Source organism: bacterium SCSIO 12741 (assembly GCA_024398055.1).
Lineage (GTDB): Bacteria > Bacteroidota > Bacteroidia > Flavobacteriales_G > Salibacteraceae > SCSIO-12741.
This window is the reverse complement of sequence record CP073749.1, coordinates 2,641,213-2,659,504: the sequence shown is the minus strand read 5'-3', so window position 1 is coordinate 2,659,504 and position 18,292 is coordinate 2,641,213. Positions and strand designations below refer to the sequence as shown.

General features: G+C 44.1%; 14 protein-coding genes. 2 read left to right on the top strand and 12 right to left on the bottom strand.

The annotated features are described in order from the left end of the window. Positions 1 to 327 precede the first annotated feature (327 nt). Positions 328 to 1,164, top strand: a complete 837-nt coding sequence (locus KFE98_11270) for an acyl-CoA desaturase (protein UTW64693.1) — start codon at positions 328 to 330, stop codon at positions 1,162 to 1,164. 9 nt (positions 1,165 to 1,173) lie between these two features. Here the strand turns inward: KFE98_11270 and KFE98_11265 are convergent, their stop codons facing one another. The 8 genes from KFE98_11265 to KFE98_11230 form a co-directional block, all read right to left on the bottom strand. Next, a complete protein-coding gene (locus KFE98_11265) occupies positions 1,174 to 2,472 on the bottom strand; it encodes a YihY/virulence factor BrkB family protein (GenBank protein UTW60632.1) in 1,299 nt (432 codons plus the stop codon). Between the two features lie 44 nt (positions 2,473 to 2,516). Next, positions 2,517 to 3,878: an HlyD family efflux transporter periplasmic adaptor subunit gene (locus tag KFE98_11260; protein UTW60631.1), complete on the bottom strand. Its 1,362-nt coding sequence runs from the start codon at positions 3,876 to 3,878 to the stop codon at positions 2,517 to 2,519. Between the two features lie 20 nt (positions 3,879 to 3,898). Then, positions 3,899 to 6,097 (bottom strand): peptidase domain-containing ABC transporter, encoded by a 2,199-nt coding sequence (locus KFE98_11255; protein UTW60630.1) that lies wholly within the window; start codon positions 6,095 to 6,097, stop codon positions 3,899 to 3,901. 35 nt (positions 6,098 to 6,132) lie between these two features. Next, positions 6,133 to 9,243: a lantibiotic dehydratase gene (locus tag KFE98_11250; GenBank protein UTW60629.1), complete on the bottom strand. Its 3,111-nt coding sequence runs from the start codon at positions 9,241 to 9,243 to the stop codon at positions 6,133 to 6,135. 3 nt (positions 9,244 to 9,246) lie between these two features. Then, complete coding sequence (locus KFE98_11245) at positions 9,247 to 10,470, bottom strand: hypothetical protein (protein UTW60628.1); 1,224 nt, start codon at positions 10,468 to 10,470, stop codon at positions 9,247 to 9,249. Then, complete coding sequence (locus KFE98_11240; protein UTW60627.1) at positions 10,460 to 11,320, bottom strand: erythromycin esterase family protein; 861 nt, start codon at positions 11,318 to 11,320, stop codon at positions 10,460 to 10,462. The genes KFE98_11245 and KFE98_11240 overlap by 11 nt, the downstream gene beginning before the upstream one ends. A 424-nt stretch (positions 11,321 to 11,744) precedes the next feature. Further along, positions 11,745 to 11,957 (bottom strand): class I lanthipeptide, encoded by a 213-nt coding sequence (locus tag KFE98_11235; protein ID UTW60626.1) that lies wholly within the window; start codon positions 11,955 to 11,957, stop codon positions 11,745 to 11,747. 57 nt (positions 11,958 to 12,014) lie between these two features. Beyond that, positions 12,015 to 12,398 carry a hypothetical protein gene (locus KFE98_11230; protein ID UTW60625.1) on the bottom strand — a complete coding sequence of 128 codons (384 nt, stop codon included), beginning with the start codon at positions 12,396 to 12,398 and terminating at the stop codon, positions 12,015 to 12,017. A gap of 221 nt (positions 12,399 to 12,619) precedes the next feature. Here KFE98_11230 and KFE98_11225 point away from each other — a divergent pair, with 221 nt between their 5' ends. Further along, complete coding sequence (locus KFE98_11225; GenBank protein UTW60624.1) at positions 12,620 to 13,033, top strand: PaaI family thioesterase; 414 nt, start codon at positions 12,620 to 12,622, stop codon at positions 13,031 to 13,033. Between the two features lie 156 nt (positions 13,034 to 13,189). Here the strand turns inward: KFE98_11225 and KFE98_11220 are convergent, their stop codons facing one another. The 4 genes from KFE98_11220 to KFE98_11205 form a co-directional block, all read right to left on the bottom strand. Continuing rightward, complete coding sequence (locus tag KFE98_11220) at positions 13,190 to 13,402, bottom strand: class I lanthipeptide (GenBank protein UTW60623.1); 213 nt, start codon at positions 13,400 to 13,402, stop codon at positions 13,190 to 13,192. Positions 13,403 to 13,621: 219 nt separating this feature from the next. Further along, positions 13,622 to 14,347 carry a hypothetical protein gene (locus tag KFE98_11215; GenBank protein UTW60622.1) on the bottom strand — a complete coding sequence of 242 codons (726 nt, stop codon included), beginning with the start codon at positions 14,345 to 14,347 and terminating at the stop codon, positions 13,622 to 13,624. Positions 14,348 to 14,356: 9 nt separating this feature from the next. Next, a complete protein-coding gene (locus KFE98_11210) occupies positions 14,357 to 16,426 on the bottom strand; it encodes a tungsten formylmethanofuran dehydrogenase (GenBank protein UTW64692.1) in 2,070 nt (689 codons plus the stop codon). Positions 16,427 to 16,487: 61 nt separating this feature from the next. Next, positions 16,488 to 18,272 carry a DUF349 domain-containing protein gene (locus KFE98_11205; protein UTW60621.1) on the bottom strand — a complete coding sequence of 595 codons (1,785 nt, stop codon included), beginning with the start codon at positions 18,270 to 18,272 and terminating at the stop codon, positions 16,488 to 16,490. Positions 18,273 to 18,292: the final 20 nt, after the last annotated feature.

Here is an 18,292-nt window from a genome sequence, read left to right as displayed (position 1 = left end):
GTATTTCTTTAACCAGTAATCAACCTTTACCATGGATCGGACGGTGATGAATGTCCGGTAATCCAGCTTGATTCTGAATATCTTTTTGGCTCTATTTAGTTTTTGAAGTTCCATGTTTGGATTGCTCTTCTGATAATATAAACAGCAAATCCTCCAGATAGTTGGCTCCGTACATCGGATTTTTTTTCCGGAAAACGTGAACGGCACTTTTCAATAAACGAACGGTCATTTTCATCTTTTTACAAGAAGCTGACATTGGTCAATTCACCCAGATGTATTTTACCGTATTTTTGTGCACTTAAAATTGATTATATGGAAATTGGAGCCATCATTATTATCGCTTTTTTCTTGGGTAGCTGGTATCTATCCTTGTTCACCCAATCATTTTTCCACCACCGTTATGCCGCTCATGCACAATTCAGAATGAGCAAGTTTACTGAGCGATTTTTTTACTTCCTTACCTGGTTATTTCAAGGGCCTAACTACCTAAGCCCTTACGGATATGGTATTATGCACCGTCTGCACCACAAATACGCAGATACCGAAAAGGATCCACATTCTCCAAAATACGACAAGAACCTTTTCGCCATGATGTGGCGGACCAAGAAGACCTATTCAGGTTATGCTAACTACGAAACTGAAGTGGACAGCAGTCTTACGGCTAATGTACCTCAGTGGATATGGTTTGATAAAATGGCAAGAAGCTGGCCTTCAAGATTGGCTTGGAGTGCTTTCTACATTTGGGTTTACTGGACCTTTGTTCCGGAAGGAATGTGGTACCTGTGGGCTTTGCTTCCTATCAATCTATTGATGTCTCCCGTTCACGGAGCCATTATTAACTGGTACGCTCATATCTACGGATACCGGAATTTCGATGTAAATGATACTTCGATGAACCTACTTCCATTTGACTTTTTGATGTGGGGAGAAAGCTACCACAACAATCACCACAAACATGGTGGAAGTGCAAACTTCGGTGGATTCCGTTGGCATGAATTGGATCCTATGTACATTTTGATCCGTTTATTCCACGCCGTAGGAATTATCAAGTTGAAAAAGGTTGAGCCTTTCTTCAAGTACAAAAACAAGGATAAAGCCACACTTACCGTGGACAAATCCGAAACTAAAACGGAGAAAGTTAAGCAGACCAAGAAGGTTGCTTAGATCCTCGGATTAGTTAAAAGACTTGAGCAAGCGGTCGTTTGGGCCGTTTTCCATTCCCTCAAATAGCTTTTTTAAGGCTGCCTCTACATCGGCATGATTTTCTGATGCAGGACCTTCGTCTTTGCCCAGCATGGTTTTGATGATAAAGGATAAGGACAATTGATCCCGATCTCTTGCCGGTTGGTAAGACACCTCGTCCATGCGTTCTACATGAACAACCAGGTTCTTATCCTCCATATCATCGAGGAGTTGAAGCAAACTTTCCTGAGGTACCCCAACTTCTTTAGCGATCTCCTTAAGGGTTAAAAAAGGCTTATCATCGTCGTAGTGGCGAGCCAATACATGCATGGTCATCACCGCTACTTTGAGCGTTTCAAGCGTAGAAAATTCTCGTTTGTGTTTCAGCTCGGTAAGTTCATCAATATTCTGGTGGGCGTAGGCCAATTCAGCACCAAGAAGCACAATATTCCAACTCGTTTGCACCCAGATCAAAAACAAAGGAAGGGCCGCAAAACTACCGTAGATACCGTTGTATTTAGAAACCCCTACCTGAAAGGTAATGTAAGCCCACTCCACCAGTTGGTAACCGGTTCCTGCTATAATTGCACCAATTAAAGCACTGGAAAATTGGATTCTCCGATTTGGCATGATCATGTAAATGGCCAAAAACAAAATCCAAATCATCAAATAAGGCACGAACTCCAGGCTCAACTGAAGGACCGGCCCAATCACCTCAACAACCTCGTTGCGCTCAGAAAGCGATCTAACATTGGTTGAAATGAAAACGGTAGCACTACTTGAAATAATAAGGGCAAACGGAGCCAAAAGTGTAATGGATAGATAGTCGGTAAACTTTCTAATCCAGGAACGAGGCGTCTTTATTTTCCAAATGTCGTTGAAGGATGTTTCCACCAGTGAAATGGTTCGCAGCAAGGTGTAAAACAACAGGACAATACCAATACCAGCTACTACTCCCCCTCTCGCATTACGCAGGGTATTTTCCGCAAAATCGAAAAGGTAGAGGTAGATTTCCTGGTTTTGATTGACGTTGTCCAGAATATTCTGTCGCAGGCTATCCTGAAAACCAAAACCTTTGGCAATACCGAAAAGCAGGGCCAAAATGGGCACCAGTGAAAGGGTACTGTAATAAGTTAATGCAGAAGCACGCAATCCGCATTTATCGGCTACAAACTCCCTCCCGGCAACATAGGTAATTCGGGCAGCCTGAATAAGTATTCGAACCACTTTGGGGCCACCGCTGGAGTGCCATAAAAGGCCATCCACTTTCTTCAACCAGTCTTGGATCATGTCTCAAAGCTAAAAATTTGCCACAGTCGGGGGTAATTCCAAGCCTAGGATGACGCATTTTTTCGTTTATCCCGATCCATTACCTTCCGCAATTGATAAAGAATTCGCTGCAACACGGTTAGGTTTTCGGTCACAATCTCTGCTCTACCAGCCATCTCAGGAAGGTATTGGAGTTCATAACCATAGTTAGTCTGGAGATCTTGATTTAGGGCCACTGTAACCCGGTATTGATTTTTATGAGGAATAGAAGCGACGGTTTTCACTTCTCCTTGAAGAATGCCATATTCCTGATGAGGATAATTGTCCATCTGTAAACGTACCTTCTGCCCAATTTTCACCTTTCCAAATCCGGAGGTGCTCAACTTAATGATTCCTTCGATTTCACCTTCAGGAGGAACTACCGCAAATAAGGCCTGGCCGGCACCTACAAAGGGGTCGGATTCGTAGTCATCCAACCACACCAGTTGTCCTGTATAGGTAGACCGAATCACATAGTCCTGATCCCACATACTTAGTTCATTTCTGATTTCACCAAGAGACAACTGAATTTCGGTAGTAAGGTTCCTCATCTTTTCTGAATAACCATGCTCTACTTCGAGCAACCTTTTTTCAAGATTAGCCAGGGTAATCCGATTCTGAACCTCCATTTGAAGAAATCCTTGAACGGCCTGATTCTTTTCATTGAAGCGAGCCTCCTCCTCTAAATAAGTCATGGGAGCGATAACCCCTTGTTTGAGCAAATCTTCATCCGCCTCAAAGTTTGTTTTGGCATTTTCTAAATCCCGCTGGGATAGATTTACCTGTTCCTGGTTTATAGCCAGCAGCTCCCGGTAATGATCAATTCGGTTTTGAATGTTTCGTTTTTCCTCATCCGGATAAGGGTCCTGATAAAAATGCTGATACTCCAAACAGTTTTCCTGAAGTCGGGTTAATTCGGCCTGAACGCTGGCAAAGACCAGACTCGTATCCACAGGTGGAAGTTCTACGGATCGCCCGGCCAACATAGACTCTACCTGAATGAGGTATTTCTCCAGGTAAACGACCCCAGAGATATCCATCGGATTTTCTAAAAAGGCAATGGCTTGACCTGGTTTAACCTCCTCTCCATCCTGAACCAAAATCTGGGTGAGTTTGCCATTGATATTGGAAGACAATTTGCTGGTGGGCACCTCCGTATTTAAATGCATTTCTCCAGAAATGATTTCCGGGTACTCCACCAGCCAGGCCAGAACCAAAAGCAGGACGATTAAACCAAAAATTAAAGTTATTCCCTGCCGGATGATCCACCTGGGTGTATGGCCCAGGATTTCCTGGACTTCTTCAGATCGAATTTCTTCAGTCCGATCTCGTTCAGGTGGCCGTTGACTACGCTCCACCCGAGTATTTACTGTTTTAGTTTCAGGCATAGTTTCCCCCTATTTGCCAATCACACTTGTTGTAAACGTTCCAATTCCAGCTGGTTTTTCACCAAACTGTAGTAGCTTCCTTTTAAGGCAATTAAGTCTTCGTGACTTCCTTTTTCAATGATCTTTCCCTTGTCCAAAACCACGATCTGATCAGCATTGCGCACCGTGCTCAGGCGGTGAGCTATGACAACCGCGGTTCTTCCTTGAAAAAATCGATTTAGGTTTTCCATAATTATTCGCTCATTCCGAGCATCCAAGGCACTGGTAGCCTCATCGAAAAAAATGAACTTGGGATCCTTGTACACGGCCCGGGCAATCAACAATCGTTGCTTTTGCCCAGTACTTAACCCAACACCTTCCAAGCCAACCCGGGTATTGTATCCTAAGGGCAGCGACTCGACGTATTCCCGGATATTCGCTATATCAACCGCTCTGAGTAAGCGTTCACGGTCTACGATTTCTTCGCCCAAAGCGATGTTGTGGGCAATGGTGTCATTAAACAAATAACCTTCCTGCATAACCACTCCGCATTGTGCCCTCCAAGCCTTCTGAGAAACTTGACTTAAAGGATAGTTGCCAATGCTAATTTGCCCTTCTGCCGCATCGTAAAATTTGAGCAGCATTTTCATCAAGGTTGTTTTTCCACTTCCACTTGCACCAACTATGGCAGTTATTCCATTGGCTGGAATTTGCATATCCAATCCTGCAATAACATCTGTGGAAGTTCCCGGATATCGAAAATGGACACCATCCAGTGAAAATCCGGATTCCAGGGGCACATCGCTAATCCGTTCTTCATCCGCAGGCTCTTCATCCGGTCGCCCGTGAATTTCGGATAGGCGTTCTAAAGCAATCTTTGCATTTTGAACCGAGTAAACAAAACCAATCAGCTGCTGGATAGGGCTATTTAGCTGCCCAAGAATGTAGGAGATCGACATCATCATACCCAGGGTTATCTGGCCCTCGATAACCAATTTGGCGGCGAAAATGCTGATCAAAATATTCTTGAGTTCATTGATAAATCCTGAACCAATACTCTGGGTCTGCTCCAACACCAGGCTTTTGGTGGAAATCTTAAACAACCGGGCCTGAAGGAATTCCCACCGCCAACGCTTTTGTTTTTCAGCATTGTGCAGTTTAATTTCCTGCATACCGTTGATCAATTCAATGACCATACTCTGCTCATTACTCAGTTGATTGAATCGCTTGTAATCCAAGTCTTTTCGCTTTTTCAAAAAGATGACAATCCAACCTATGTAGAGCCCGCTCCCCAGCAGGAAAATGCCAAAAATTCGCCAGTCATACCAGGCAAGTATTGCCCCGAAAACCACCAAATTGAACAAAGAAAAGAGCACGTCGAGCGTGGTATTGGTCAATAGGTTTTCAATCCGCTGATGATCACTTACCCGCTGCATAATATCTCCCGTCATTTTAACATCGAAGAAGGAGATAGGCAAGTTCATTAGCTTGATGAAGAAATCCGAGATTAGAGATATGTTGATCCTCGTGCTCAAGTGAAGCAAAATCCAACCTCGAATGAGCTCGATTCCCGTTTTGCCCAAAAACAAAAACAGTTGAGCGATGAGGATCAAAAAGATGAAATGGATATCCTGGTTTTGAATTCCAATGTCTACCACACTTTGGGTAAGAAAAGGGAAAATGAGTTGCAGCAAACTTCCTGCGAGCAGCCCAATGCCGAGCTGAACCAAAAATTTCTTGTATCGGAACAGGTAGCGATAAATAAAGGCAAATCCCTTTACTTCAGTATGGTCGTCGTCTTCAGTCTGATTCAGTTTGGGAGTTGGTTCCAGCAAAAGAGCAATACCGGTTCCATCGGGACCAGCATTATCTCCAACCCAGCTCTTCATAAATTCTTCACGCGAAAATTCCATCATGGAATAAGCGGGATCGGCAACAAATACTTTGTTTCCTTTTACTTTATGAACGACCACAAAATGTTCTTGTCTCCAGAAAACGATGCATGGCAACGGCACATCATCTTTGAGCTGGTCGTAGGTTAAGCGCACACCCAGGGTTCTGAAACCGACCTTCTCTGCTGCGTCCGCCAGATTCTTTAGCGATACTCCTTCACGGGTAGCCTCAGCCAGCCTCCTCAATTTTTCGAGCGATATACTTCTCCCGTAAAATTTAGAAATCATCCGAAGGCAAGTTGGACCACAGTCCATGGTATCGGGTTGTTTATAAAACGGAAAACTCATATAGGGTATATGGATTCGTTCATATTCATGTGGGGCTATTGCTCAAGAGCTACTTCAGCTTTTGCTTTTCGAGCTTTCAGAGAGATGTAAAACTTGTGCATGAGGTTGTAGATTACAAACTCATAAAGACGCTGACGGTCACAAAAAATGCGGTTTCCTATCATGTGAACCATACTGGCCAACCGGTTTTTCCATTCAGCATCCCCGGCTTCTATTTGCTGCCTGATACGATTCCAATGGTCTCCCATAATTTCGCTTCGATGCTTGAGTACATAATCAGCCAGTGAGGCATCGGAATCCATCTTCGGATTCAACACTTCTTCGAGTGTTTTACGGGTAGCTCTAAACTTCTTATCCATTTGAATCTTTTGGATTCTTCCAGCCTTAAACTCCCGATCGAAAGATTGTTTCAGGATTCCCATCAAATCCAATTTCTGGTTTAGGTCGAATTCCAGTTGGTTGAACATATCGTCAATGGAGTGCACAAAGAAGGACCACCTTTCGCGATCGCCACTGAGGCTGGGCAATTGTGATAAAAAGTGAACCGTGGCTTCGCTATCTGCATGGAAGAAATGCTCAATATCCTCCATCGATTCAGGGCCATATCGTTCCAACTCTCTTATATAATCATCTGGCAAGAGTGCTTGAACCTTACCTGACTCACGTAATTCCTCTAATTCGTGATTGAGCTCCTGAAGAAGCTTCGGATAGTCGGATGATTCCACAAGCCTCAATCGAAGCCGAAGGTGAGGGTCCGGATCCGCATAGCGAATAAAGAACCATTGCTTCATCAACCCTTCGTTTGACCACTTATTAATGAGCGGGTAAATGTTTCGGACCAGCACCGAATCAGCCGTTTGGGTACTCCCGTAGATTTTCACGAACATCCACTCCGATCCCAATGAAAACCTACGCTGCACTTTACCGGTCTTCGGCAATTGAAAGGAAAACGGTTGGTGCTTTTTGTTCAAGGTCAAAAAGGAAATGAGTTTATGGTGATAGCCCTCTCCAAGGGCATCGTGCAAAATCATTTCATCTTGAGCAGCCGTAAACTCTTTCAGCACAATCTGGGATTCGTTCTTAGCAGCATGCTGAAAAACGGCAAGACCAGCCTCCGTTTCTAAATCAATTAACAGCTCCAAATCTCCATCGGCGAGTAAAAACTCGGAAGGAACTTGCCAGCGAGCTCTCCACGACCTGATTGTTTCAAGAGTCAGATCATTCTTCAATAGCTCTTCAAAATCGCTTTTCGCCAGGCACCAGGTGGCAGGGCTAACCTGATGCACGCCATAGTATAGAGCTGGATAGCGCTTTAATCGATAGGGCATATTTTCCCATTTGAAATACACCCCTGTGATACCTGATTGAAACTGCAGGTCACATAGAAATTGATAAATCGGCAGGGCGCTTTGTCGAAACGACTGGGCATTGGCTTTTCTGGGAACTACTCTTTTGTTGAGCCTTTTGGAGCGCAAAACGACCTCATTGTTCTGAACGGAAACCATCAAGTCTCCAATTAAGATCTGATTTTCCACTGGTCGTTCCGAGGGTGCACCAATCGGTATTTCGTAATCCCTAAAACTGGGTCTAAAAACAATGTTTCCTTGTTTCGGCCCTGGGAGGTGGACGACTTCGGCCAAAACCGTATCTTCAGGGTATTTGGACTTTTCTCTTTCAACCAGGTCATCACAAAGTTCCTTCATAGAATCGCTGGTGGAGGCAAATCGTCCCAAAACGTTTAATGCGCTTGGCCCCGTGGCCCCATCAAATTCCAAGCTCACTTGCCCATCCTTACCCATCCGAACGCTGTACATAGCAGCTAAGCTATCCGGCCATTCCGTAGGAGTTGGAGTTTTAACGAAAGCCATTTTCTTTAGATCCATCGGAGTATCCATGGGATGTCCGACCAACTGCTGGAACAGACGAAACTGATTGGTCGTCATTTTAACCGACCCTCCGCTTTGTTGTCCGGGAGAGACGTCTTTTAGAAAAGGAGCCAAATCTCCCATTCCGGAGCCGGCATAACCAATGCCGAGTTCCAGATCCAAAACCTCAACCAAGGATACTTCCCGGTTTTCATACCTCCTGGAAAATTGCTGTTTGAAAGTTTCCAATCGGTCATGGGCTGAGTCGTTGGGCAAATCGATGGAGGCCAAAAAAGCAACCATCTCCTTTAACTCGTATCCCACCTTTTCATCCAGTTGGGCCTCTTTCAAGGGTTTATAGAGATCTGTGGCTACCGGTGAACGGTCATATTCCGGGAGAAGTTCTTTTACCCTCTCCGTCAACCGACCAAGAAGCTCATTCCCAAATCTTCCTTGGGTATTTCCTTCTTTCAGGGTTTCACTGAGTCCGGCGAGGGTGGATGCAAAGGACTTTTCGGCCGACCAGCTCTTTGATTTTTGAAGAAGCGACAACACATTTTCCAAAGGCTCCTTACCTGCAGCGGTCAAATTAAGCTGTGGAACGAGTACCTGTTCCTGGATCAACTCATCCAAAAATTCCCTAATCTCTTCCTCGGTAAGTTCCTCGTCCAACATTTGGAACCACCTGATCATTTCAATCTTTCTCATCCCTCCGGATGCAGTCGGCAGCAAGGCGGTCAAATAATCGTTGGTATCCACCGTGCACAATTCAAACTTCATACGATCGGTTCCCGGAACGCGCATCAAATACCTAAGTTTTCCTTGAAACTCAATGATCGTTTCGTTAGGCACAAAGTATTCGCGTTCACTCCACCCAGGTTGTTGTTTCAATTGGTTGATCACCTCGGCGGCAATGGTCATATCCAGCTTGGCCTTAACCTCCCATTGATCCCTATTTTGGGAAACCAGATGAGTTTCGGTACCGAAGGTCAGAAGAGAGGTCCCTGCAAACAGACCAAAGGGCGTACACCTGGTTTTCATCCTGACCAGGTACTTGTAAAGGGTGGTTAAAAGCTTAGGGTCATTCTTGGGAAGTTCGCCGTGCTCCAGAAGTGCCTGCCTCACCTTTCTATGTAGGTTGCTGGAAGCGAGCTGCAAAGCGTTTAAAAAGTAGGTGTCCTTGACTGCTTCGGCCAACTCTTCATAACTAAGTCCAGGTTGATAGGGCTGAGCCGGACTCCGTAATAAGGAAATCGGGTATATGTCGTAAGTTTTGTTCATGGTTTAGTAGTTAATTAGAAAAGGATGGTCCCAGGGCACTTGGATAGAGTGGTTTTGCCCAAGTAAAGTCATTCCTATTCCAGCAATTCCAGTGAGTATTCCATAATCCTCCATCGTCTCTCCGTTATGCGTAATGGTAAATCGCTGTAAAAGTTCACCGGTCTGAATGTCCTTTACGGTATGTTGAATCCAATGATTACTGGCTTCCAAAAATTCCTCCCGATCTGTTTGCTTGGCCAATAATTGAAACAGATGAGCCATTCCAACTGTACCATGGCAAAATGCGGGATCAACGAGGCCATTTTTTTGTTTGTCTCTTCTTAAAGAAGCATGTAGAGCAATGTTGAGGGCCCAATCGTAAGTGTCAGTATCCTGGGTCAACTCGGCCTGTCTAATCCACTGCAAAGCAATTCCTGGATCTCCATAACACCAGGCTAATCGACTGTCATAGGAGGTTTTCTCCGGATTGTCCGGTTCTATCGAATAGGGAAAACAACTCGGTTGATCGAAGCGTGCGATAGACTGCATGAACCCTTTCATCCCGGTTAATGCGTGATCCACTTCGGACCAATTCTTCCATGAGCTAATTCTTGAAAAAAGGGCGACATATGCCGGCATTCCATGAGCAATTCCCAGGTTGATCAATGGCGCCACGCCATGTTTAGGTGGACTTAGGAAGTAGGCCTTTCCCTCCTCCCCTTGCATCTGCTCAATGAGCAAGGCAAGAGTGGCTCGAATCCGATTTTCGTATTCCTCGAAATCTAAGGCTCCTGACTCAATTAAAAAGAAGAGATCTCCTCCAGCTCCATAGAGATAGTCCGTATTTCGTTCCTGACAATTCTGTTCGAAATTGGAAATTGCCAATTCAATCACCTCTCTTTCAAAATCTTTCCAGTCCTCATCTTTTTCGGATGGATCAAACAAATGATTCAGTGCCCAGGTAACTCCCATAAGGCCATCACTCAAATCCAAACTGCCAATGCTATTGACCTCCTCTATCAATCGCTCTTTCACCAACTGAGTTAGGTTTTGGCTTTGACCCGGAAAAGCCCTTTCGTATTCCTTCAAAAACAGACCTATTCCGCTAATCCCTCCCATCAATCCAAGCTCAGACCAAGTGGGTACGACTTGGCTCAATTGCTGGTAAATAGCAGACAGTATAAATTCAGGTACATGAGGCACCGACGAATCGGTTACCTCTTTGGCGGTTGGAGATTTAAGGTTCATTCTTTAAATAGTTTTTTTCGGGTTGAACATTTTTAAAAAAGAGAATGGCATCAAACTGATCGGATCGGGAGTCTGGTTCCGGAATGCGATCAACGAATAAATGTCCCCCCTCAAATTCGGGATAGAGCTTTCGCTCCGACTTTTTTAGTTGATCAAAATCCTGAAGGGAAAGGGTTCGAATAGTTCGTTCACTCCTTTCTTTCAAATGCATCATCATGGATTTGCCGGTAAGTTTTTTGTCTACCGCTTTCCAATCATAGGATAAGTGCATATCTGCTGCCCATAAAATGACTTTGGTATTTGGCTCCAATTGGTTGAGTACCCATTCAGCATTCAGGGCCATAATGCTGTCTCTAAACAGAACTGCCTCTCTTCCTTGAAGTTGCATTTTCTGAATGAGGTAAATGCGATTTTGCAGGCATTGACGCTCCCAAGATTGGGCAGGAAATAAAACTAACGATTGGTGGTACAGCGCAGTATCATTTAAGTGGATCTTATCATCGGCCTGGTGCTTTCCATATTGCTGGTGTTGATTGAGCCAAACATTCCACAATACACTGTCTAAAGCGAACAGTTCATCCGCTTGTTCAAAATCAGCGGCTTGTAATTGCTTCCGTAGAAAACGGGAAAACCCTAAGTCATAAGGCCCATTCGGATCCACCCCATATAGTTGCGGCTGTGTTGAACTCTCATCAAGAAAGTGAAAGAGGTTTAAAAGATCCGGCGTTCTCCAGATCGTGGGTAGAGTTTGAAACAACCTTTCCCTTCCTGTATATTTTTCGCGATCGGCAATAAGTGCTCCGTAGATCGACGATTCAAAGACCACCACCGAGTAGCCATGCTCTTCCATTAAATAGGGGATTAATCCCGATTTGAAGGAATTGTAAGTCTCGAAGCGATGCCACTGTTCTCCCAAGCAAAGGACCTGAGCCTCTTGGGCAAGCGAATCAATAAATGAGTACGAAACGGTTTGGGGTTTAGTAAGCTGGTCGGAAAAAGAGCATATCACGAAAATTAATACACCAAGCACCCAAGTCAAGAAAACCTTGGGTAACAGGTAGCTCTTGGGTTCAACGAGGACTTTTTGGAGAGTACGGTTGACGTCCTTAGTTGGGCGAAGCATCATGGATTATTCGTAACTATTTAAGGTTGCATTTTACATTTAAGGTTGTAGGCGTTGACAAATAGCGTTAACAGGAAAATCCAGCAACGAGGTTAAAACAAAAGGAAGGGAGCAGGCAAGCTGCTCCCTGTAAAATTTACGTGGTCTCTTCTTACATTGGACCTTGCTCGTTAACTTCTCCTGGAGCTTCGTCCGATGGAGCAGTACTGTGGCAGAAGCAAGTTCTTTCTGAGCTACACTCGTAAGTTTTAGAGGTTTTCTTTCCGCACAACCAGCGAGACTTGAAAAGTCCTCCTTGAATTTCTTCCATTTGGTTGTTGTTCAACGTTGCGATCGTCTCTTTGTTAAGCTTTAACTTTTTCATGATAGTTTAAAAGTCTAATTAGTCGCCTACTCTTTTCACAAGCTTTTCGGCATACGCTTACAAATTTGCTCTGGCCAGAAAATCAAAATTGCAACGTAAAGAGAATGCATTGGAGCGCGATTTTTCCGCACTGAACCAAGGCAATCTACCAAATACATGAAAATATTTGTGAAAATCCGAATCTGCTTTGCCGCCAACGATTCGGTTCATGTTTAAACTATCGCCTTCAAACAAAGGCCCTCCCTCCGAGTATATGTAGGATTCGCGCATGGGATTGTATTCAATCTCCACACCATATCCTTTAATCTCATTCAGCAATTCAAAAAGGCGGCGCTTCGACACGCCCAACTTTTGAGCAAACTCCTCGGGGTTTCCGGTCGCTCGACGTGCAATCAGATCATCGATCCGATGCAACCGGATTAAGGTTTTTCTAAGGTTCATACTTAAGGGTAAAGTAGTTTAATTAAAGTTTAATTGGGCCCGGCACAATCCAGACAGACAACTCGGTTGAGGAATTGATACTGCATTTTAAGGAAGACCGGTAACTCCTGACAAAATTAACAAATGTTGCCTGATATCAACGATCATTGTAAACGCGATATTGTTGTACAAACACTGAAATAGGGGGTTAACGAATGTTATCTCCTGATTACCTTCGCACTATGGATACAGCGAAACGCATCATTGAACAATACAAAGCCTCCAATCGCTTTGGAGATTTTTTGGGAATGGATTTCACTCTTGTTGCACCGGGTCAGGTAAACTACTCGTTGCCTTTAAAACCGGAATTTGAAGCTCTTCCTGGAACAACTCATGGAGGGCTTATTGCCGCATTAATGGATGGCTTATTGGGAGTTACGGCTCTTTCTGCAGTAGCTGATGCGGGCTGCTTAGTGAGTACTGTTGAATTTAAGATTAACTACCTCAATCCAGCAAAAACGGGTTCTATACTGGAGGGAAAAGGTCAGGTAATTCGTCAAGGAAAAAGATTGCAAGTAGTGGAAGGTGAGATCAAAGTGGGTGACCTGATCATTGCGAAGGCTATGGGAACTTTTAACGTATATCCGGCTCGATAAATTCCCAGGATTTTGGCTAATTAACCTCACATTTAGGCTTGTTTCAGGAACAAAAAGACCATTTCATTCATTTTTCAAAGTCCAATCGAACGTTTTGGTCCGGTAAAAAACTATAGGGATTGGCTGAACCAAACCCTATAATTTTCATGCAATATCTTAGATTGGACCATCTCCCATGGACTGGTCGGAAGAATGATCTTCAGATGGCGTAATTCCACAGAAGCAAGTTCTCTCGGAAGGACATCCGGGAGGCATCGTTTGTTTCTTGCGACACAAAAAACGAGATTTGAATAATCCGCCATGAACCACCTCCATTTGATGGTTGCTTAAAGTCGCAATCGTTTCCTTTTTTAGCTTTAACTTTTTCATGCTAATCTTTTTAAGAATCAAATTTTTCCGCCTACTCTTTTAAAAGGTTTTCGGCTTCCACTTACAATTCGATCCGGCCAGAGGTCAAAAATTGCAGGGTAAATAGAATCGAATGCAGTGCAGTTTTCCCGCACTAAACCAAATCATTTTGAGCATCACGAAAAAAAATAGATGCCTAATAAAGTATTGGGGTCAGATTCCAGGTGGGTTTCTAAATTCTTAAAAATCGAGCGGGTATTTCCGGTTGTATTGTTCGATGTACTCTCCTATCGCCCTGGACTTCTTCTTTTCCAATAAATAGGATTGATACATCTCTGGGTCTCTTTGGAGTATATCTTCAAGATTGGCACGACGATTTCGAATCATTCGCTGCTCATCAAAATCCACAATCAAATCAATGACTTCCGATTGCATTTGCCGATCCTCATTCATCAGGTTGGGAACCATGTTAAAGTTGTCATCAAACTCCCGGGTATAGCTCAAAAAACTAACCCTCCCAAGCAACTTTACCCGAATAAAATTTTCACGACTTTCAAATTGGATATGCTGATAAGGAGTTCCATGAATACAAAGCCCCCAAATCTCTTTGACATCAATAGTCACCCTTCCTGTACCGGTGTCGCAAAGTACCCGGTGACTTCGAATATCAATGTTGCTTCTTACGATTTCCCGGGAAGTAATTTCTACCAAAACTCCTTTCCGCTGAATGGAATCCCTGTACCTCCATTCCTTATCTGAAATCAAAACCCATTCGGCTGAAGGTGAATTGGTGTAGAATTCCTCGGCATTGAGGTAAATCCCATCTTTCATCCATACCCGGCTCGTATCGTCCTCTTTCACCCACTGAGCTTGAAGGGAAAAGGAAGTAAAGAAAAGAATCAACAACAGAAGGACTCGACTTCGGGTGAAGCACAGCCATCTGATATGGATCCGGGCTCGATTCAAAATAGGGAATTAGTAAGTCATGAGCTCTTCCATTTTGGCTCTAACCTTATCGGCATTTGGAATCATAGTAAACTCGAGGGTACTGTTCAATGGAATGGCCGGCATATTCTCCGAACCTATCGCCATGACAGGCGCATCCAGGTTTTCAAAACATTTGCGCTGAACATCTCCAACAATACTCATGGCAAAGCTGTTCAACAAGGGCTCTTCGGTTACCACCAAACAACGTCCATGTTTTTTCACCGTTTCCATCACCAACTCTTCATCCATTGGATAAAGGGTTCTAAGATCGATGATCTCTACTTGGCCTGGATAAGATTTAGCTGCCTCCAAAGACCAATACACACCCATACCATAAGTAACGATGCAAATAGACTCACCTGTTTCTGAGTAACTGGAATCCGCTTCCAAAACCACTCTTCCCTTACCAAAAGGAACCACATATTCCTCATCGGGCTCAATGGTCTTGGCACCTTCGGTACCTTTTATTTTGGACCAATACAATCCTTTGTGTTCCAACATTACTACTGGATTAGGATCGTGGTAGGCGGATTTCATCAATCCCTTCAAATCTGCTCCCGTAGAAGGGTATGCAATCTTGATTCCCCGAATACTGGTCAAAATGGATTCCACCGAGGACGAGTGATAGGGGCCACCACTTCCATAGGCTCCAATAGGAACCCGGATAATAGCCGAAGCAGGCCATTTTCCATTCGACAAGTAGTAGGATCTGCTCAACTCGGTGAACAACTGGTTCAACCCGGGCCAAATATAGTCAGCGAATTGAACCTCAACGATGGGCTTCAAGCCTACAGCAGACATACCTACGGTACTTCCTATAATGAAGGCTTCTTGAATCGGAGTATTAAATACCCGATCATCGCCAAACTTTTGAGCCAGGGTAGCCGCTTCACGGAATACTCCTCCCAATCGGCCACCAACGTCTTGTCCATAGAGCAAGCACTCTTTGTTGGCTTGCATTAATTCTTGAACCGCAAACAAGGCACAATCCACCATCACGGTAGATTCTTTACCCGCTGGCTCTCGAACTCCTTTTTCTTCGGTAATAGGTGTTGGAGCTAAATCGTAATCAAAAAGATCTTCAGGCCTTGGATCTTCAGCGGAACGAGCTTGTTCGTATTCCTCGTCTACCAGCTTGCGAACCTCATCTTGGATTTTTTCCAACTCTTTTTCGGTCTTACCCAAATCGAGCATTTGCTTCCACAAAATCGGCAATGGATCACGTGTTTTATGCTCTTCCAGATCATCGCGATACCATTCTCTTCTTACACCTGATGTATGGTGCCCGAGCAATGGAACTTTGGCGTGAACCAAAAAAGGCCTACGTTCTGTACGCATCAAATGAATAACCTCTTCCAGCGTCTGGTAGGCTGTTGTAAAATCATTGCCATCAATCGATCTTACTTCAATTCCCTTGAACCCCTGGGCATACTCCGCTGCATTCTGAGCACGGGTTTCTTCTGCATTGGCAGAAATATCCCATTCGTTGTCTTGAACCAGGTACAAAATGGGGAACTGCTTCAAGGCTGCCATTTGCAAGGCCTCGGAATATTCACCTTCCGTAGTTGCCGCATCTCCAATGGAGCAAACCGCGATAGGAAGGTCTTTTGTCTTAGGATCAGTTAATCCTACCTTTTCTTTGTATTGCATCCCCATAGCCACACCCGTAATTGGAATGGCTTGCATACCTGTCGCACTGGACTGGTGGGGAATTTTGGGCATATTATCCCGATTCAAACTCGGGTGCGAATAATAGGTACGGCCACCTGAAAAAGGATCTTCCCTTTTGGCAAAAAGCTGAAGCATCAATTCATAGGGACGCATTCCAATTCCCAATAGGATGGAATCATCGCGGTAATAAGGAGCTACAAAATCCTGGGGTTTAAGCTGTAATCCAAGAGCCAGCTGAATAGCCTCATGTCCTCGAGAGGTAGCATGTACATACTTGGCTGTTTCTTTAGCGTTCTCTTCGTATTTATCACTGAGGGCTCTGGCGGTGCTCATTAACCGAAAGGCCTTCATCATTGTTTTATCATCTACCATTCCCCGGGCTTCCATTACTGCCTCTTCTGCCATACTTATCTCCTTGATCTAATTGTCGAATTAATTGCCTTCGTCCTTATGCTTCAGGACTTTCTTCCGAAGAAGAACTGGCTTCAGCCTCTTCCGTGGCTTTCTTTTCCAGTGCGTGGATTTCAATATTCAACCGCTTTTGCAGTTTGCGAATATCGTCCATTTGTGCAACAACCTCTTCCGCTTTCTCTTTCACCTCTTTCAAGAGTGGGTTATTTCCACTTTTGTCTGAAAAGAAGCTGAGGTTATTTTCATATTGCAATTGCTTCTCACGCATTTTATTCAGGCGCTCAGCCAAACGTTTACGTTCTGACTTAAGCGATTGGATCGGATCGTCGTTGTTCTTAATTTCACTCAAACGCTGACCAAACAACAACTCTGTTTTCTCTTCTGCGTTCAAGCCCAATTTGTCGAGTACCGAATCCATGGCTTCAGAAAATGCGTCCTGAAGTCTTCTTTTCTCTTTGGATGGGACGTAACCAATCCCAGACCACTGGGCGGAAAAGGCCTTTAACTTTTCCTGAACCTCTTCCTTCGCTCCTTCAGGAGTCCATTTTTGAAGCTCAGCAATTATGGCCTCTTTCTTACTCTGGTTTTCTTTCAACCGATCGTCCTTACCATTATAGTAGGACGACTTGCTTTCGAAAAATTCGTCGCAAGCCGCACGAAACTTCTTCCAGAGCTTTTGCTCTTCATGACGTAAAGATGAGCCCAGTTGCTTCCACTTCTTTTGAATACGGATAAAATCATTGGTACGTCTTCCCCAATCAAAATCGTCCAGGTTCTCGGGGAGAATTTTTAAGCGCTCAGCTTCTTCAATCAGCTTGCGTTTTTCTTCACCGGCACCTTTTTGGGTAGATTTTAACCCTTTGAAGTATTCTCTTTTTTGCTCAAAATATTGATTACAGGCCGCCTTGAATCGTTCCCAAATGATTTCATTTTGAGATTTTGTGGCAAAACCAATTTTGCGCCATTTTTCCTGAATCTCCCGGATTTTGTTGGCGCCATTTTGCCAATCTTTCGAAGAGTCTGGAAATTTGACCAGAAGGGCTTCAACTTCCTCAACCAAGGCCGTTTTCAAATCCAGGTTTTCGCGTTGACGATCACGAATGCCCCGATAGTGATTCTTAATTTTATCATTAAGCGCCCGGGAGGCGGCAATAAATTCTTGTTTAATTCCTTCCCATTCCTCTTTAAAGGTAGGACCAATGTTGTCCCACTCCAGCTGGTAAGCCTTTTGAAGAATCTCGATTTCCTTAATACTGGTTTCATCTTTGAGTTTAACCATTCGGGCAATCAAGTCCTTCTTGAGTTCGAGGTTCTTTTTCAGGTCGTTTATCTTAAGCTCTTTGTAGATGTGAATTTTGTAGTAAAATTCCTCCACCATAAGGCGATAATCATGCTGCACCTCTTTATAGGGTATAGCAGCCATCTTACCTACCGAATTCCAACGCTCTTGAATAGACTTGAAGTTGGCAAAGGCTTTTCCGATCACCTCTTCGTTGTCGATGAGATTACGCAACTCTTTGAGTAATTCCTTTTTAACCTCGTAATTCTCGAGTTCGTTTCTTCTTTCAGACTCTTTGTGCTTTTTCAGTCTGTCTCGAAAGGTTTGTTCCAGTGCCTCAAATTCCAGGTCTGCTGGATCTTGGGGCATCACAAAATCTTCGGGACTATCACCGTCGGCAACAAAGGCTTCAAGTTTTTCCTTCTTTTCATTGGATGCCAGTTCTTTGAACTCAAGGATGATTTTTTCGATTTCGTCCTTAACGGAACCAAAATTCTCCTCTTGGAGGCATGCTTTTATTCGAGCATTCAGATCAGATTTCATAACCGTAGGGTTTTAACGGA

Excerpts from the sequence above, each read along its gene's own strand:
- KFE98_11225 (UTW60624.1), top strand. The coding sequence starts at position 12,620 with ATGGATACAGCGAAACGCATCATTGAACAATACAAAGCCTCCAATCGC.
- KFE98_11250 (UTW60629.1), bottom strand. The coding sequence starts at position 9,243 with ATGAACAAAACTTACGACATATACCCGATTTCCTTATTACGGAGTCCG.
- KFE98_11255 (UTW60630.1), bottom strand. The coding sequence starts at position 6,097 with ATGAGTTTTCCGTTTTATAAACAACCCGATACCATGGACTGTGGTCCA.
- KFE98_11235 (UTW60626.1), bottom strand. The coding sequence starts at position 11,957 with ATGAAAAAGTTAAAGCTTAACAAAGAGACGATCGCAACGTTGAACAAC.
- KFE98_11260 (UTW60631.1), bottom strand. The coding sequence starts at position 3,878 with ATGCCTGAAACTAAAACAGTAAATACTCGGGTGGAGCGTAGTCAACGG.
- KFE98_11265 (UTW60632.1), bottom strand. The coding sequence starts at position 2,472 with ATGATCCAAGACTGGTTGAAGAAAGTGGATGGCCTTTTATGGCACTCC.
- KFE98_11220 (UTW60623.1), bottom strand. The coding sequence starts at position 13,402 with ATGAAAAAGTTAAAGCTAAAAAAGGAAACGATTGCGACTTTAAGCAAC.
- KFE98_11240 (UTW60627.1), bottom strand. The coding sequence starts at position 11,320 with ATGGAAGAGCATGGCTACTCGGTGGTGGTCTTTGAATCGTCGATCTAC.
- KFE98_11205 (UTW60621.1), bottom strand. The coding sequence starts at position 18,272 with ATGAAATCTGATCTGAATGCTCGAATAAAAGCATGCCTCCAAGAGGAG.
- KFE98_11210 (UTW64692.1), bottom strand. The coding sequence starts at position 16,426 with ATGGAAGCCCGGGGAATGGTAGATGATAAAACAATGATGAAGGCCTTT.
- KFE98_11230 (UTW60625.1), bottom strand. The coding sequence starts at position 12,398 with ATGAACCTTAGAAAAACCTTAATCCGGTTGCATCGGATCGATGATCTG.
- KFE98_11245 (UTW60628.1), bottom strand. The coding sequence starts at position 10,470 with ATGAACCTTAAATCTCCAACCGCCAAAGAGGTAACCGATTCGTCGGTG.